This is a genomic window from Serratia sp. GW822-FHT06D09 (assembly GCF_058799515.1).
Map to the genome: position 1 here is coordinate 451,663 of NZ_JBXALO010000004.1, position 13,856 is coordinate 465,518.

Consider the following 13,856-nt stretch of genomic DNA (forward strand, 5'->3'; position numbering starts at 1 on the left):
GTATGTTGGGAACGGAACCTCTCTGTAGCCCCGTCGGGCCTATGTCGCAGCCGATTACACTGCGCTCAACGATTCAGCAAAGATTTAATGTTGCTTTTATGTGAACGAATTAACAACCAATTCAAATCCTGATATGCTGGCTGAGCGGAACCGGGCACTGTACTTACAGTCCAGGACATCGACAGCAGTGCCCCGTCAGGATCAATGGCATCAACACCGTGCGCTAAACCCGGTTTGAATAGAGAACGCCAGGCACAATAAATGACAATGAGAGCGAGGAGAATGTCGTGCTAGAAGAATACCGTAAGCACGTAGCCGAGCGTGCTGCAGAGGGCATCGTCCCTAAGCCGTTAGACGCCACCCAAATGGCAGCGCTGGTTGAATCATTAAAGAATCCGCCAAAAGGCGAAGAAGAATTCCTGTTAGACCTGCTGATTAACCGTGTGCCACCGGGCGTCGACGAAGCCGCCTATGTAAAAGCCGGTTTCCTGGCAGCCATCGCCAAAGGCGAAGCGACCTCCCCCCTGATTACCCCCGAGAAAGCCGTAGAGCTGTTAGGCACCATGCAAGGTGGCTATAACATTCATCCGCTGATCGACGCGCTGGATAACGAAAAATTGGCTGCGATTGCCGCCAAAGCGCTGTCCCATACGCTGCTGATGTTCGACAACTTCTACGACGTGGAAGAAAAAGCCAAGGCGGGTAACCCGCACGCCAAGCAGATTATGCAGTCCTGGGCCGATGCCGAGTGGTATCTGTCTCGTCCGCAACTGGCGGAAAAAATCACCGTTACCGTATTCAAAGTCACCGGTGAAACCAACACCGATGACCTGTCGCCGGCACCGGATGCCTGGTCACGCCCGGATATCCCACTGCACGCCCTGGCGATGCTGAAAAACGAACGTGAAGGCATAGTGCCGGATCAGCCGGGCAGCGTTGGGCCTATCAAGCAAATCGAACTGCTGAACAAGAAAGGTTTCCCGCTGGCTTACGTCGGTGACGTTGTCGGCACCGGTTCTTCTCGTAAATCCGCCACCAACTCGGTGCTGTGGTTTATGGGCGACGATATCCCTTACGTGCCTAACAAGCGCGGTGGCGGTGTAGTGCTGGGCGGTAAAATCGCGCCTATCTTCTTCAACACCATGGAAGATGCCGGTGCATTGCCGATTGAAGTGGACGTCAATGACCTGAACATGGGCGACGTGATCGACATTTACCCGTACAAGGGTGAAGTGCGCAACCACGAAACCGGTGAACTGATTGCCAACTTCGAACTGAAGACCGACGTACTGCTCGACGAAGTGCGTGCCGGTGGCCGTATTCCGCTGATCATCGGTCGCGGTCTGACCACCAAAGCGCGTGAAGCGCTGGGCCTGCCGCACAGCGACGTGTTCCGCATTGCCAAAGAAGTGGCTGTCAGCAGCAAAGGCTTCTCCCTGGCGCAGAAAATGGTTGGCCGCGCCTGTGGCGTTGCCGGCGTGCGCCCGGGCGAATACTGCGAACCCAAGATGACCTCTGTCGGTTCACAGGACACTACCGGCCCGATGACCCGTGACGAGCTGAAAGATCTGGCTTGCCTGGGCTTCTCCGCCGATCTGGTGATGCAGTCGTTCTGTCACACCGCTGCGTACCCGAAACCGGTTGACGTGACGACCCACCACACGCTGCCGGACTTCATCATGAACCGTGGCGGCGTGTCGCTGCGTCCGGGTGATGGCGTTATTCACTCCTGGCTGAACCGTATGCTGCTGCCGGATACCGTAGGCACCGGCGGTGACTCCCACACCCGTTTCCCAATCGGTATCTCCTTCCCGGCGGGTTCCGGCCTGGTTGCCTTTGCCGCCGCTACCGGCGTGATGCCGCTGGATATGCCAGAGTCTGTCCTGGTGCGCTTCAAAGGCAAGATGCAGCCTGGCATTACTCTGCGTGACCTGGTACACGCAATCCCTTACTACGCCATCCAGCAGGGCCTGCTGACCGTAGAGAAGAAGGGCAAGAAGAACATCTTCTCCGGCCGCATTCTGGAGATCGAAGGCTTGCCGGATCTGAAAGTCGAGCAGGCATTCGAACTGACTGACGCTTCGGCCGAACGTTCCGCTGCCGGCTGTACCATCAAGCTGGATAAGGCACCGATTGAAGAGTATCTGAACTCTAACATCGTGCTGCTCAAGTGGATGATCTCCGAAGGCTACGGCGATCGTCGTACCCTGGAGCGTCGTATTCAGGGCATGCAAAAATGGCTGGCGGATCCGCAACTGCTGGAAGGCGATGCGGATGCAGAATACGCTGCGGTGATCGACATCGATCTGGCAGAGATCACTCAGCCAATCCTGTGTGCACCAAACGATCCGGATGACGCGCGTCTGCTGTCCGACGTGGCCAACAGCAAGATCGATGAAGTGTTTATCGGTTCCTGCATGACCAACATCGGCCACTTCCGCGCGGCCGGCAAGCTGCTGGATCAGCACAAAGGCCAGTTGCCGACCCGTCTGTGGGTGGCTCCGCCAACCAAGATGGATGCGGCTCAGTTGACCGAAGAAGGCTACTACAGCGTATTCGGCAAGAGCGGTGCACGTATCGAGATCCCGGGTTGTTCACTGTGCATGGGTAACCAGGCGCGCGTGGCCGACGGTGCGACGGTGGTTTCCACCTCGACCCGTAACTTCCCGAACCGTCTGGGGACCGGTGCCAACGTGTATCTGGCTTCTGCAGAACTGGCGGCGGTGGCTTCGCTGCTGGGTCGTCTGCCAACGCCGGACGAGTACCAGACGTACATGGCACAGGTCGATAAGTCAGCGGCGGATACCTACCGTTATCTGAACTTTGACCAACTGGGTCAGTACACGGAAAAAGCCGACGGCGTGATCTTCCAAACCGCTGTTTAAGTCGCTATATTGCGCAACTGTTTAACGGGAGGCCTTGGCCTCCCGTTTTATTTTTCTCAGTTGCCAACTTTGCGAGCGCTCACTGAGTTAGTCATGAATTAATGTTTACACTAAGAGAAAGGGCTCAGGAGGGCGTGCTATGGATTACGAATTTCTGCGTGACGTTACCGGTCAGGTAGTGGTCAGATTTTCGATGGGGCATGAGGCGATTGGCCACTGGATCAACGAAGAACTCAAAGGCGACTTCAACCTGCTCGATCGCATCGAAGCCGGGGCGGCGCAAGTGAAGGGCAGCGAGCGTCAATGGCAGCTGGAAGGCCATGAATACACGTTGCTGATGGACGGGGAAGAAGTGATGATCCGCGCTAACCTGCTGGAGTTCGAGGGCGACGAGATGGAGGAGGGGATGAATTACTATGACGAAGAAAGCCTCTCATTCTGCGGCGTCGAAGACTTTTTGCAGGTATTGAAGGCCTACCGTTCTTTTATGCTGAAATACTGAACGTAAGGGCGCGGCGTGCCGCGCCCGATACAGATTACAGATGCGGAATATTGCGGCCGTAATAGATTTCCTGCATCTCTTTCCACAGCAGATCGGTAATCTCTTTACGCTCGGCTTCGCTCAGCGCGTCCGGTTTGGCATTAAACAGGTAGTGCTTCAGATCGAAATCCTTCAGCAACATCTTGGTATGGAAGATGTTTTCCTGATAAACATTCACGTCCATCATATGGTACAGCGCCTTCATATCATCAGACATAAAGTTCTGGATCGAGTTGATCTCATGATCGATGTAATGCTTCAAGCCGTTTACGTCGCGGGTAAAACCGCGCACGCGGTAATCCATGGTGACGATGTCAGATTCCAACTGGTGGATCAGATAATTCAACGCTTTAAGCGGTGAAATCACGCCGCAGGTGGACACTTCGATATCGGCGCGGAAGGTGCAAAGACCGCCTTCCGGATGGCTCTCCGGATAGGTATGAACGCAGATGTGGCTCTTGTCCAGATGTGCGACTACCGTCTTTGACAGTGGGCCCGGGTGTTCTGAAGTATCGACATCGTCCGGGTCGACCGGCTCTTCGCTGACCAGAATGGTGACGCTGGCGCCCTGAGGCTCGTAGTCCTGACGTGCGATGTTGAGAATATTGGCGCCAATGATCGAGCAGGTCTCGCTGAGGATCTCGGTCAGGCGGTTGGCGTTGTATTGTTCGTCAATGTAGGCGATATAGCCAGCGCGGTCGTCCGCGGTTTTGGCGTAACAAATATCGTAAATACAAAAACTCAGGCTTTTGGTCAGGTTGTTGAAGCCGTGCAGTTTTAGCTTATGCAATTTGGTTCACCTCCTTTATCTTCTCGCTTAACGTGAAACGTTCAGTGCGTCGAGCAAATACTGCGGCAGTGCAAAGCTGCCCGCGTGAATTGCCGGGTTATAATAACGACAGTTTAAGCCGCTTTGATGAAAGCGATGTTGCAGCGTTGGCAAGTCGAGCTGACGCAGCGCCGGATTTTGGCTGGCCCAGGCGAAAGTCATAATGCCGCCGTAATAGGTCGGGATCGCCGCCTGGTAGAAACTGACGTCCTTGAAGTATTGGCTCAGCTTGGTGTGGCTATTGACCGCTTCGTCTTGCTGCAGGAAGCACACGCCGTTCTGCGCAACAAAAATGCCGCCCTCGTTCAGGCAGCGTGCGCAGCCTTCGTAGAATGCCGAGGTGAACAGGCTTTCGCCGGGGCCGATAGGATCGGTGCAGTCAGAGATAATCACATCGAATTTTTCATCGGTCTGATTAACAAAGTTGACGCCGTCGTCGATCACCAGCTTAAAGCGTGGATCGTCGTAAGCACCGGCATTGTGATTAGGCAGGTATTGGCGGCAGAATTCCACCACGCCGGCGTCGATCTCGACCATGGTGATTTGTTCAACGCCCTGATGACGGCTGACTTCGCGCAGCATAGCGCCGTCACCACCGCCGATGATCAGGATTTTCTTCGCCTGGCCGTGAGCCAGCAGCGGTATGTGGGTCATCATCTCGTGATAGATGAACTCATCGCGCTCGGTGGTTTGCACCACGCCGTCGAGCGCCATAACGCGCCCCAGAACCGGGTTTTCAAAAATCACCAAATCCTGATGCTCGGTCTTCTCACGATACAGCACGTTCTCTACCGAGAAGTACTGGCCGAAGTTGGCATGCAGTGTTTCATACCAAATTTCTTTCTGGGTCATGTGCGGGAACTCCGTAATAACAGCCATGAAAAATTGGCGCAACATCATAGCTAACTCTGCCTGGTGATGCACGGCTGAATTTCAAACAGAGATAGCGGAAGGCGGGGGATTAGTTAGCGTAGGCCAGCAGGCTTAGCGAGTCGCGTGCCAGAGATTTGCATTTGTTCGGGGTAGGAATGGCGATACCACTGAGATCGCGATAGCTGTCTTCACCCAGAGCCTTCATATTAAAACTATTATAGTTGGTCAGATCCCAACGGTTTTGCTGCGCGAAATAAACGATGGCGCGTTTGATTTGTGCATTGGGCAAGTCGTTGTAGCCGCAATCGTTTTTCAAATAAATAAACACCGCCGTCAGATCGGCCAGATCTTCCGCTTCGGACTCATTCAGCGCCAGACTGGCGTTGGAGAACCCCAGCATGGTGAGCAACAGCACCAGTAAACTTGTTTTTTTCATCATGAAAATAGACCTGTTTGTTGTCTACAGACGTTATCACACTTGCCTGTAAAGGCACCAAATTTTATTACTCGCAGGTAGCATAACCGGCAGCAAAGGCTTGACCTTCCGCTAAGGGGAGGGTTTAGGCTGACGATTAGATGAGTTAGATCACTGAGAAAAGGGAGTCAGCGATGTTACGCCGTGATTTTATCAAACTGACCGCTGCGCTGGGCGCGGCAAGCGCTTTACCGTTGTGGAGCCGGGGCGCGTGGGCGGCTGAATTGCCGGCGTTACCGATCCCGCCACTGCTGATGCCGGACGCACAAGGGAACATTGCTCTGGCGCTGCAGACCGGTGAGGTGAACTGGCTGCCGGGCAAGGCGACCCAAACCTGGGGCTTTAATGGCGCGTTGCTGGGGCCGGCGGTGCGCCTGCAGCGTGGCAAACCGGTCACGGTGGATATCCGCAATGCGTTGCCGGAAGCCAGCACCGTTCACTGGCACGGTCTGGAAATCCCCGGTGACGTAGACGGTGGACCGCAGGCGCTGATTCAGCCAGGCGCAACGCGCAGGGTGCAGTTCACTATCGAGCAGCCTGCAGCTACCTGCTGGTTCCATCCGCACACCCACGGCAAGACCGGTCAGCAGGTGATGAAGGGCTTGGCCGGGCTGGTGCTGCTCGAAGATGACGAAAGCAGTAAGCTGCCGCTGCCGAAAACCTGGGGGCAGGATGATATTCCGGTGATCCTGCAGGACAAGCGGCTGGGTAAGGACGCGCAAATTGAATACCAACTGGACGTGATGAGTGCTGCCGTTGGTTGGTTTGGCGACCGCATGTTCACCAACGGCGCTCAGTATCCGCGCCACGTGGCCCCTCGCGGCTGGCTGCGTCTGCGTTTCCTCAATGGCTGTAATGCACGCTCGCTAAACCTGGCCGCCAGCGATAACCGTCCACTTTATGTGATTGCCAGCGACGGCGGTTTTCTGGCCGAGCCGGTCAAACTAACCGAATTGCCGATGCTGATGGGCGAACGTTTCGAAGTGTTGGTGGATGCCTCTGACGGCAAAGCTTTCGATATCGTCACGCTGCCGGTCAAACAGATGGGCATGACGCTGGCACCGTTCGACCAGCCGCTGCCGGTATTGCATATCCAGCCTTCGCTGGCGCAGGGCATCAAGACGATGCCGGACAGCCTGGTGAAACTGCCAGCGCTGCCTGCGGTGACCGGCATTCAGGAGCGTTGGCTGCAGCTGATGATGAACCCGCAGTTGGATAAGCTGGGTATGCAGGCGCTGATGGATCGCTATGGCCATCAGGCCATGGCCGGCATGAGTATGGATCACGGTGGCATGGGCAAAGGCGACAGCGGTGATATGTCCGGTATGCAAGGGATGGATCACGGCAGCATGAAGGGTATGGATCACGGCAGTATGAAGGGCATGGACCACGGCAATATGAAAGGCATGGATCACGGCGCGAAGCCGTTCGATTTCAGCCATGGCAATATGATCAACGGCAAGGCCTTCGACATGACCAAGCCGATGTTTGAAGCCAAACGCGGCAAGTACGAAAAGTGGACCCTTTCCGGCGAAGGCGACATGATGCTGCACCCGTTCCATATTCACGGCACCCAATTCCGCATCCTGTCGGAAAACGGTAAACCGCCGGCGGCCCATCGCAGCGGCTGGAAAGATACGGTGCGCGTAGAAGGTTGGCGCAGTGAAGTGTTGGTGCGCTTCGATCACCTGGCCAATAGCGATCACGCCTATATGGCTCACTGTCATCTGCTGGAACACGAAGATACCGGCATGATGATGGGCTTTACGGTAGCTGACTGATCTCCTCGTTGTCTTTCAAGTGGCGGCGCACTCGCGTCGCCACCGGCTTCAGGCTATGCTAAACTCTGCGCCCTTCTTCCGGCAACTGACCTGAAAACTATGAAACACACTGTAGACGTAATGATTTCCGAGCAGGAAGTTAAGACCCGTATTGCCGAACTTGGCCGCCAGATCACCGAACATTACCGCGACAGCGGCAGTGATATGGTGCTGGTCGGGCTGCTGCGCGGCTCCTTCATGTTCATGGCTGACCTGTGTCGCACCATCGAAGTGCCGCATGAGGTCGACTTTATGACCGCTTCCAGCTACGGCAGCGGCATGTCCACGACTCGCGACGTGAAAATCCTTAAGGATTTGGATGAAGATATCCGCGGCAAAGACGTGCTGATCGTGGAAGACATCATCGACTCCGGCAATACGCTGAACAAAGTGCGTGAAATTCTGGCGCTGCGTGGGCCGAAATCCCTGGCGATTTGCACCCTGTTGGACAAGCCTGAACGCCGTGAAGTGGAAGTGCCGGTTGAGTACGTCGGTTTCTCAATCCCGGACGAATTCGTGGTGGGTTACGGCATTGACTACGCTCAGCGCTACCGCCATTTGCCGTACGTCGGCAAAGTGGTGCTGCTGGACGAGTAAACTGCTGTGGGCGCGGCATGCCGCGCCCTATGAGCTTTAGATGCCTTTATCCTGTTGCAGCGTGGCCATGGCTTTGCGATAGCCCATTTCCAGGCTTTCGCGGCTGGTCGCAGCCACTTCCAAATCGCGCAGGCGGCCGTCCTGGATCCCGTACACCCAACCGTGAATCATCACTTTCTGGCCGCGTTTCCATGCTGATTGCATGATGGTGGAATGGCCCAGGTTGTAGACCTGCTCAATAACGTTGATTTCACACAGCACGTCGAGACGTTGTTCCGGTTCCAGTTCACCCAGCAGTGAGCTGTGTTTGTACCACAGGTCGCGAATGTGCAGCAGCCAGTTATTGATCAGCCCCAGTTCCGGGTTCTCGACCGCCGCTTCCACGCCGCCGCAGCCCAGGTGACCGCAGATAATAATATGCTCGACTTCCAACACGTCAACGGCGTATTGCACCACCGACAGGCAGTTTAAATCGGTGTGGATCACCAGGTTCGCCACGTTACGGTGAACAAACAGTTCACCCGGCTCCAATCCGGTCAGTCTTTCCGCCGGTACGCGGCTATCAGAACAACCTATCCATAAAAAACGGGGCTTTTGCGCCTGTGCTAAGCGTTCAAAAAAGTTTGGGTCTTCCTTGCTGATGTTAGCTGACCAGGTGTGGTTATTGGCGATAAGCTTTTCGATCTCTTTCATGGCGGTTATAGGCCTGTAACGAACAGATTGCGTTGGGGTAATATAGGACAAGCGTCACAATTTGGATATCGGAACAGTGGCGCCGGGCGATATTCGGCCACTTTTTATTCAATATGGCGGGATGGAACCTGAATATACCGCACGGATTTGCCTCAGTGAAAACGCTGCTGATGATAAGATCATCTTCATTACAAAAACGCAGCAGCATACTCATCGTCACAAGGTACTTTTTAACTTATGAATTATGCACTGGAATTAGCGCAGTTAACCAAGACTTACGCCGGTGGCGTCAAGGCGTTGCGCGGGATCGATCTCAATGTCGAAGCGGGGGATTTCTACGCCCTGCTGGGGCCGAATGGCGCCGGAAAATCCACGACCATCGGCATCATCAGTTCGTTGGTTAACAAAACCTCCGGCAGCGTACGGGTGTTCGGCTACGACATCGACAAGGACATCGTTAACGCCAAGCGTCAGCTCGGGCTGGTACCGCAGGAGTTCAACTTTAACCCGTTCGAAACCGTGATGCAGATTGTGGTCAATCAGGCGGGCTACTATGGCGTGACCCGCCGCGAAGCCTTGGCTCGTGCGGAAAAATACCTGACTCAGCTGGATTTGTGGGGCAAGCGCGAAGAACGCGCTCGCATGTTGTCCGGCGGCATGAAGCGCCGCTTGATGATCGCCCGGGCCTTGATGCATCAGCCAAAACTGCTGATCCTCGATGAACCGACTGCCGGGGTGGATATCGAGCTGCGTCGCTCGATGTGGGGCTTCCTGAAAGAGCTTAACGCCCAGGGCACCACCATTATTCTCACCACTCACTATCTGGAAGAAGCAGAAATGCTGTGCCGCAATATCGGTATTATCCAGAACGGTGATCTGGTGGAGAACACCTCGATGAAAGGCCTGCTGGCCAAGCTGAAGTCCGAAACCTTTATCCTCGATCTGGCGGCGAAAAGCCCGCTGCCGAAGCTGGACGGCTACCGTCATCGCCTGACGGACACCTCGACGCTGGAGGTGGAAGTGATGCGCGAGCAGGGCCTGAACGGCCTGTTTACCCAACTTAGCGCACAGGGCGTCCAGGTCCTGAGCATGCGTAACAAGGCCAACCGGCTGGAAGAGCTGTTTGTCACCCTGGTTAACGGTAATGGAGAAAAAGCATGACGCGTTTGTATTGGGTGGCTTTGCAGAGCATTTGGGCTAAAGAGATCAACCGATTTGCCCGTATCTGGATCCAGACCCTGGTGCCGCCGGTGATCACCATGACGCTGTATTTCATCATCTTCGGCAACCTGATTGGTTCACGTATCGGCGAAATGCACGGTTTCGATTACATGCAGTTTATCGTTCCCGGCCTGATCATGATGGCGGTGATCACCAACTCGTACGCCAACGTGGCCTCGTCGTTCTTCAGCGCCAAATTCCAGCGCAATATTGAAGAACTGCTGGTGGCTCCGGTGCCGACGCACGTGGTGATTGCCGGTTACGTCGGCGGCGGCGTGGCGCGGGGTATCTGCGTCGGCGTGTTGGTGACCGTGATCTCGCTGTTCTTTGTGCCGCTGCAGGTGCATGCCTGGTGGGTGATTGTGGTCACGCTGCTACTGACGGCGATCTTGTTCTCGTTGGCGGGCCTGATTAACGCGGTGTTTGCCACCACCTTTGACGATATCAGCCTGATCCCGACCTTCGTGCTGACGCCGTTGACCTACCTGGGCGGGGTATTCTACTCGCTGACGCTGCTGCCGCCGTTCTGGCAGGCGGTGTCCAAGCTGAACCCGATCGTCTACATGATCAGCGGTTTCCGCTACGGTTTCCTGGGTATCAGCGATGTACCGTTGGCGTTCACCATGGCGGTGCTGGTGGCGTTTATCGCGGTGTTCTATCTGCTGGTCTGGTTCCTGATCGAGCGCGGCCGCGGTTTGCGCACCTGATAGTATGGCGTCCCCGGGCAGACGTACGGGGACGCGTTTATCAATCTGCGGCAAGCATCCCGTAAATCAATAAAATTGCTCGAATAACCCCTTTCTCCCCGCTGTTCAAATCGTGCTATGCTGACGCTCCACATTTTCTCCATTTTGTTATATACCCTATGAATTTCAAGTTGCAGCCAGGCGGCCAGCTCACTCATCCTCAGGTAAATCATGAGATGATCGAGTGCAGGTAACAACGCTGCAGTCTGAAATACGACGGGTATTACGTACTCGTAAGTAGAATATAACCATGCGGTCTACACACAAGATAGCGGCTGGAGTACTCGGCATCCTGTTGTCGTTTGCTTCCCCGGCCGGCCTGGCAAGTTTGTTGTCGGAAGACAGCGCCGTTAAATCCGAATATATGGAAGCGCAGCGCGACAGCGAGGTTTATTCGCTGATTGGCGAACACGTTATTCCGGTCGGCGAAGTGAAGCAGGGGCAACTGATTCAGGTGTTCCCGGCGGATGCGGAGTATTACGAGTTCAAATTCGGTCACGGCACCGGGTTTATCGATAAAGACGATGTGCGCGATCTTAAAAAATCGCGCAAGGTGAAGGACGATCTTGGCGAACTGAATAAGCCGCTGACCAACCAGAACCTGATCACTCAAAAGGCGATCAACGTCTATACCGATGCGGATAACACCAGTGATGTGTTTGGCGTGCTGGAAGAGAATCTGCGCTACCCGATTATCGGCAAGCTGAAGGATCGGCTCAACAATACCTGGTATGAGATCAACATTGGCGATCGTCTGGGTTATGTCAGTGAGCTGGACTGCGAGATCGACACCGGTATTCCGGTGCTTACCTACCATCACCTGCTGAAAAACGAAGAGAACAAGCGTTTCCGCCATACCTCGACCACCACTTCCGACGTGGCGTTCAGCAATCAGATGACCTACCTGAAGCAGGCGGGCTACGACACGATTTCCCTGTATCAGTTGGAAGCCTATCTGAACAACCAGATCAACCTGCCCGGCAAGGCCGTGGTGCTGACGTTTGATGACGGGCTGAAATCGGTCTACCGTTACGCTTACCCGGTATTGAAGAATTACGGCTTCCGCGCCACGGCGTTTATTATTTCCTCACGCATCAAGCGCCACCCGCAAAAGTGGAATCCTGATTCGCTGCAGTTTATGAGCATTTCCGAACTGAAGCAGATCCAGGACGTGTTCGACGTGCAGTCGCATACGCATTTCCTGCATCGCACCGACGGTAATCGTCAACCGATCCTGCTGAGCCGTTCGCTGCACAACATAGAATTCGATTTTGAGCACTCGCGCCGCGCGCTGTCGCAGTTTAATCCGCATGTGCTGTATGTGTCATACCCGTTTGGCGGCTATAACCAACGGGCGATACAGGCGGCGAAGGATGCCGGTTTCCATATGGCGGTGACCACGGTGCAGGGCAAAGTGAAGCCGGGAGATAACCCCTATACGCTGAAGCGGTTGTACATTCTGCGTACCGACTCGATTCAGACCATGGCGGACAGAATCGCCAACAAGCCGGGAACGCTGGTGGTGCAGTAATCAGGAAGAAACGGGCGCCGACGGCGCCCGTTCAGATTATTGACAAAGGGGGATAAAAGCGTGGTTTTTCCCCCTTTGTGGTATCAGCCGAAAATCAATAAATTGATTTTCCTGATTTATTATCAAAACTGTTAGCGCCTGCCGCCAAACATTATAGGTTTGTCAGCAGTCACAACGGGCGCCGACGGCGCCCGTTGTGACTTTTAGGCGACCTGAACCGGCACGGCTTTCGCCTTGCGCTGCAGGTTATTGTCGCCTTCGAAGTAGGCCACTTTCGGATGGTGTTGACGGGCATCGGCATCGCTCATCTGCACGTAAGAACAGATGATCAGTTTGTCGCCGACGCAGGCGCAACGCGCTGCCGCCCCGTTGACCGAAATAATGCGCGAGCCGCGTTCGGCGGCGATGGCATAGGTTGAGAAACGCTGACCGTTATCAACGTTATAAATATCGATAGCTTCATATTCCAGAATGCCTGCGGCCTCCAGGAAGTCCTGATCGATGGCGCAGGAGCCTTCGTAGTGCAAGTCGGCCTGAGTCACTTTCACCCGATGCAGCTTGCCTTGCAGCATAGTACGTATCATAACTTTACCTAACTGAGTATCCGCCTTCACAGGCGATTGAGGTTGAACATCCATCCGGCGTTTATCGTCACCGATAAGTCCCTCCATGTCTACTTTCAGAGGGGCTGTAACAGTGACGACTGCACAAAAAGTAGCTTACAGCGTCAGATCAACCTGCTGGTTGTCAATCAAGCGCGCCTTGCCGAGCCAGGCGGCCATCAGCACCACTGCCCGTTGGCTTTCCACGCCCAGCGGTTGCAGGCTGTCGGCGTCACGGATAAACAGTTCGTCCGGTGTGAAACCAGCGCTGCGCAACTGAGCGGCGGTGTGTTCCAGCAACTCGTCGACATGGCGTTCGCCGTTGCTGAGCTGTTCTGCCAGCGCATTCATGATCTTGCTGAGTTGAGGGGCGATTTTACGCTCTTCGGCGGTCAGGTAGCCGTTGCGTGAACTGAGCGCCAGGCCATCTTTAGCGCGTACGGTAGGCACGCCGACGATGTCGATGTCGTAACCCATGTCCGCCACCATTTTGCGGATCAACGCCAGTTGCTGATAATCCTTCTCGCCAAAACAGGCCAGGTCCGGCTGCACCAGGTTGAACAGCTTGCTGACAATGGTCGCGACGCCGCGGAAGTGGCCCGGACGGCTGGCCCCTTCCAATATGGAGGACAGGCCAGGTACGTCGACATAGGTTTGTTGCTCCAGTCCCTGAGGGTAGATATCGGCCGGCGCGGGTGCGAACACCAATTCTACGCCGCGACGGGTCAGCTTCTCGCTGTCCTCTTGCAGGGTGCGCGGGTAGCGCGCCAAATCGTCAGGGCGTTCGAACTGCATCGGGTTGACAAAAATACTGACCACCACGACATCGGCACGTGCACGTGCTTCATCGACCAGCGTCATATGGCCTTCGTGCAGGTTGCCCATGGTCGGCACCAGCGCGATGCGTTTACCCTCTTGACGCCAGCGGCGGATCTGCTGACGCAACAGAGGCAGGGTTTCGATAATTACCATTCCATAACTCCTTGATAGGCTATTTTGCTTGCCTGATTGCGATTGGGCAGTGCTCGTTCTCCTCACGTACT

13 protein-coding genes are annotated in these 13,856 nt (G+C 55.1%); 7 read left to right on the plus strand and 6 right to left on the minus strand.

Annotation, left to right across the window (positions count from 1 at the left end; translation table 11 throughout):
• Nucleotides 1-287: 287 nt before the first annotated feature.
• Entirely contained in the window at nucleotides 288-2,885 is a 2,598-nt protein-coding gene (gene acnB / locus AC1RKG_RS12970) for a bifunctional aconitate hydratase 2/2-methylisocitrate dehydratase (RefSeq protein WP_046372654.1), read from the plus strand.
• Nucleotides 2,886-3,024: 139 nt separating this feature from the next.
• Entirely contained in the window at nucleotides 3,025-3,387 is a 363-nt protein-coding gene (gene yacL / locus AC1RKG_RS12975) for a protein YacL (protein WP_020828579.1), read from the plus strand.
• A 34-nt stretch (nucleotides 3,388-3,421) separates the two neighbouring features.
• Here the strand turns inward: yacL and speD are convergent, their stop codons facing one another.
• From speD to AC1RKG_RS12990, 3 genes are all read right to left on the minus strand, one after another.
• Nucleotides 3,422-4,216, minus strand: a complete 795-nt coding sequence (gene speD / locus AC1RKG_RS12980; protein WP_020828578.1) for an adenosylmethionine decarboxylase — start codon at nucleotides 4,214-4,216, stop codon at nucleotides 3,422-3,424.
• A 27-nt stretch (nucleotides 4,217-4,243) separates the two neighbouring features.
• Nucleotides 4,244-5,107, minus strand: a complete 864-nt coding sequence (speE, locus tag AC1RKG_RS12985) for a polyamine aminopropyltransferase (RefSeq protein WP_041415683.1) — start codon at nucleotides 5,105-5,107, stop codon at nucleotides 4,244-4,246.
• Nucleotides 5,108-5,216: 109 nt separating this feature from the next.
• Nucleotides 5,217-5,564, minus strand: coding sequence for a YacC family pilotin-like protein (locus tag AC1RKG_RS12990; RefSeq protein ID WP_041415681.1), 348 nt, complete (start codon nucleotides 5,562-5,564; stop codon nucleotides 5,217-5,219).
• 173 nt (nucleotides 5,565-5,737) lie between these two features.
• On the opposite strand from AC1RKG_RS12990, the gene cueO reads away from it, so the two are divergent.
• Nucleotides 5,738-7,384 carry a multicopper oxidase CueO gene (cueO, locus tag AC1RKG_RS12995; RefSeq protein WP_493183214.1) on the plus strand — a complete coding sequence of 549 codons (1,647 nt, stop codon included), beginning with the start codon at nucleotides 5,738-5,740 and terminating at the stop codon, nucleotides 7,382-7,384.
• 99 nt (nucleotides 7,385-7,483) lie between these two features.
• Nucleotides 7,484-8,020 carry a hypoxanthine phosphoribosyltransferase gene (hpt, locus tag AC1RKG_RS13000; protein WP_071827054.1) on the plus strand — a complete coding sequence of 179 codons (537 nt, stop codon included), beginning with the start codon at nucleotides 7,484-7,486 and terminating at the stop codon, nucleotides 8,018-8,020.
• A 36-nt stretch (nucleotides 8,021-8,056) separates the two neighbouring features.
• Here hpt and can read toward each other — a convergent pair whose 3' ends face one another.
• Complete coding sequence (gene can / locus AC1RKG_RS13005; protein WP_012146699.1) at nucleotides 8,057-8,713, minus strand: carbonate dehydratase; 657 nt, start codon at nucleotides 8,711-8,713, stop codon at nucleotides 8,057-8,059.
• Nucleotides 8,714-8,950: 237 nt separating this feature from the next.
• On the opposite strand from can, the gene AC1RKG_RS13010 reads away from it, so the two are divergent.
• The 3 genes from AC1RKG_RS13010 (at nucleotide 8,951) to AC1RKG_RS13020 (ending at nucleotide 12,211) form a co-directional block, all read left to right on the plus strand.
• Nucleotides 8,951-9,874, plus strand: a complete 924-nt coding sequence (locus AC1RKG_RS13010) for an ABC transporter ATP-binding protein (RefSeq protein WP_020828573.1) — start codon at nucleotides 8,951-8,953, stop codon at nucleotides 9,872-9,874.
• Complete coding sequence (locus AC1RKG_RS13015; protein ID WP_020828572.1) at nucleotides 9,871-10,641, plus strand: ABC transporter permease; 771 nt, start codon at nucleotides 9,871-9,873, stop codon at nucleotides 10,639-10,641. The genes AC1RKG_RS13010 and AC1RKG_RS13015 overlap by 4 nt, the downstream gene beginning before the upstream one ends.
• Before the next feature lie 289 nt (nucleotides 10,642-10,930).
• The gene (locus AC1RKG_RS13020; protein WP_046372656.1) at nucleotides 10,931-12,211 is read left to right on the plus strand and encodes a polysaccharide deacetylase family protein; all 1,281 of its coding nucleotides are present in this window, start codon (nucleotides 10,931-10,933) and stop codon (nucleotides 12,209-12,211) included.
• A 203-nt stretch (nucleotides 12,212-12,414) separates the two neighbouring features.
• Here the strand turns inward: AC1RKG_RS13020 and panD are convergent, their stop codons facing one another.
• Nucleotides 12,415-12,795 (minus strand): aspartate 1-decarboxylase, encoded by a 381-nt coding sequence (gene panD, locus AC1RKG_RS13025; protein WP_037416822.1) that lies wholly within the window; start codon nucleotides 12,793-12,795, stop codon nucleotides 12,415-12,417.
• A gap of 135 nt (nucleotides 12,796-12,930) precedes the next feature.
• Complete coding sequence (panC, locus tag AC1RKG_RS13030; protein ID WP_048760036.1) at nucleotides 12,931-13,785, minus strand: pantoate--beta-alanine ligase; 855 nt, start codon at nucleotides 13,783-13,785, stop codon at nucleotides 12,931-12,933.
• Nucleotides 13,786-13,856 lie beyond the last annotated feature (71 nt).

What these genes read in the sequence shown, in the direction of transcription:
- yacL (WP_020828579.1), top strand. Translation starts at nt 3,025, where the DNA reads ATGGATTACGAATTTCTGCGTGACGTTACCGGTCAGGTAGTGGTCAGA.
- speE (WP_041415683.1), bottom strand. Translation starts at nt 5,107, where the DNA reads ATGACCCAGAAAGAAATTTGGTATGAAACACTGCATGCCAACTTCGGC.
- AC1RKG_RS12990 (WP_041415681.1), bottom strand. Translation starts at nt 5,564, where the DNA reads ATGAAAAAAACAAGTTTACTGGTGCTGTTGCTCACCATGCTGGGGTTC.
- cueO (WP_493183214.1), top strand. Translation starts at nt 5,738, where the DNA reads ATGTTACGCCGTGATTTTATCAAACTGACCGCTGCGCTGGGCGCGGCA.
- hpt (WP_071827054.1), top strand. Translation starts at nt 7,484, where the DNA reads ATGAAACACACTGTAGACGTAATGATTTCCGAGCAGGAAGTTAAGACC.
- can (WP_012146699.1), bottom strand. Translation starts at nt 8,713, where the DNA reads ATGAAAGAGATCGAAAAGCTTATCGCCAATAACCACACCTGGTCAGCT.
- AC1RKG_RS13010 (WP_020828573.1), top strand. Translation starts at nt 8,951, where the DNA reads ATGAATTATGCACTGGAATTAGCGCAGTTAACCAAGACTTACGCCGGT.
- AC1RKG_RS13015 (WP_020828572.1), top strand. Translation starts at nt 9,871, where the DNA reads ATGACGCGTTTGTATTGGGTGGCTTTGCAGAGCATTTGGGCTAAAGAG.
- AC1RKG_RS13020 (WP_046372656.1), top strand. Translation starts at nt 10,931, where the DNA reads ATGCGGTCTACACACAAGATAGCGGCTGGAGTACTCGGCATCCTGTTG.
- panD (WP_037416822.1), bottom strand. Translation starts at nt 12,795, where the DNA reads ATGATACGTACTATGCTGCAAGGCAAGCTGCATCGGGTGAAAGTGACT.
- panC (WP_048760036.1), bottom strand. Translation starts at nt 13,785, where the DNA reads ATGGTAATTATCGAAACCCTGCCTCTGTTGCGTCAGCAGATCCGCCGC.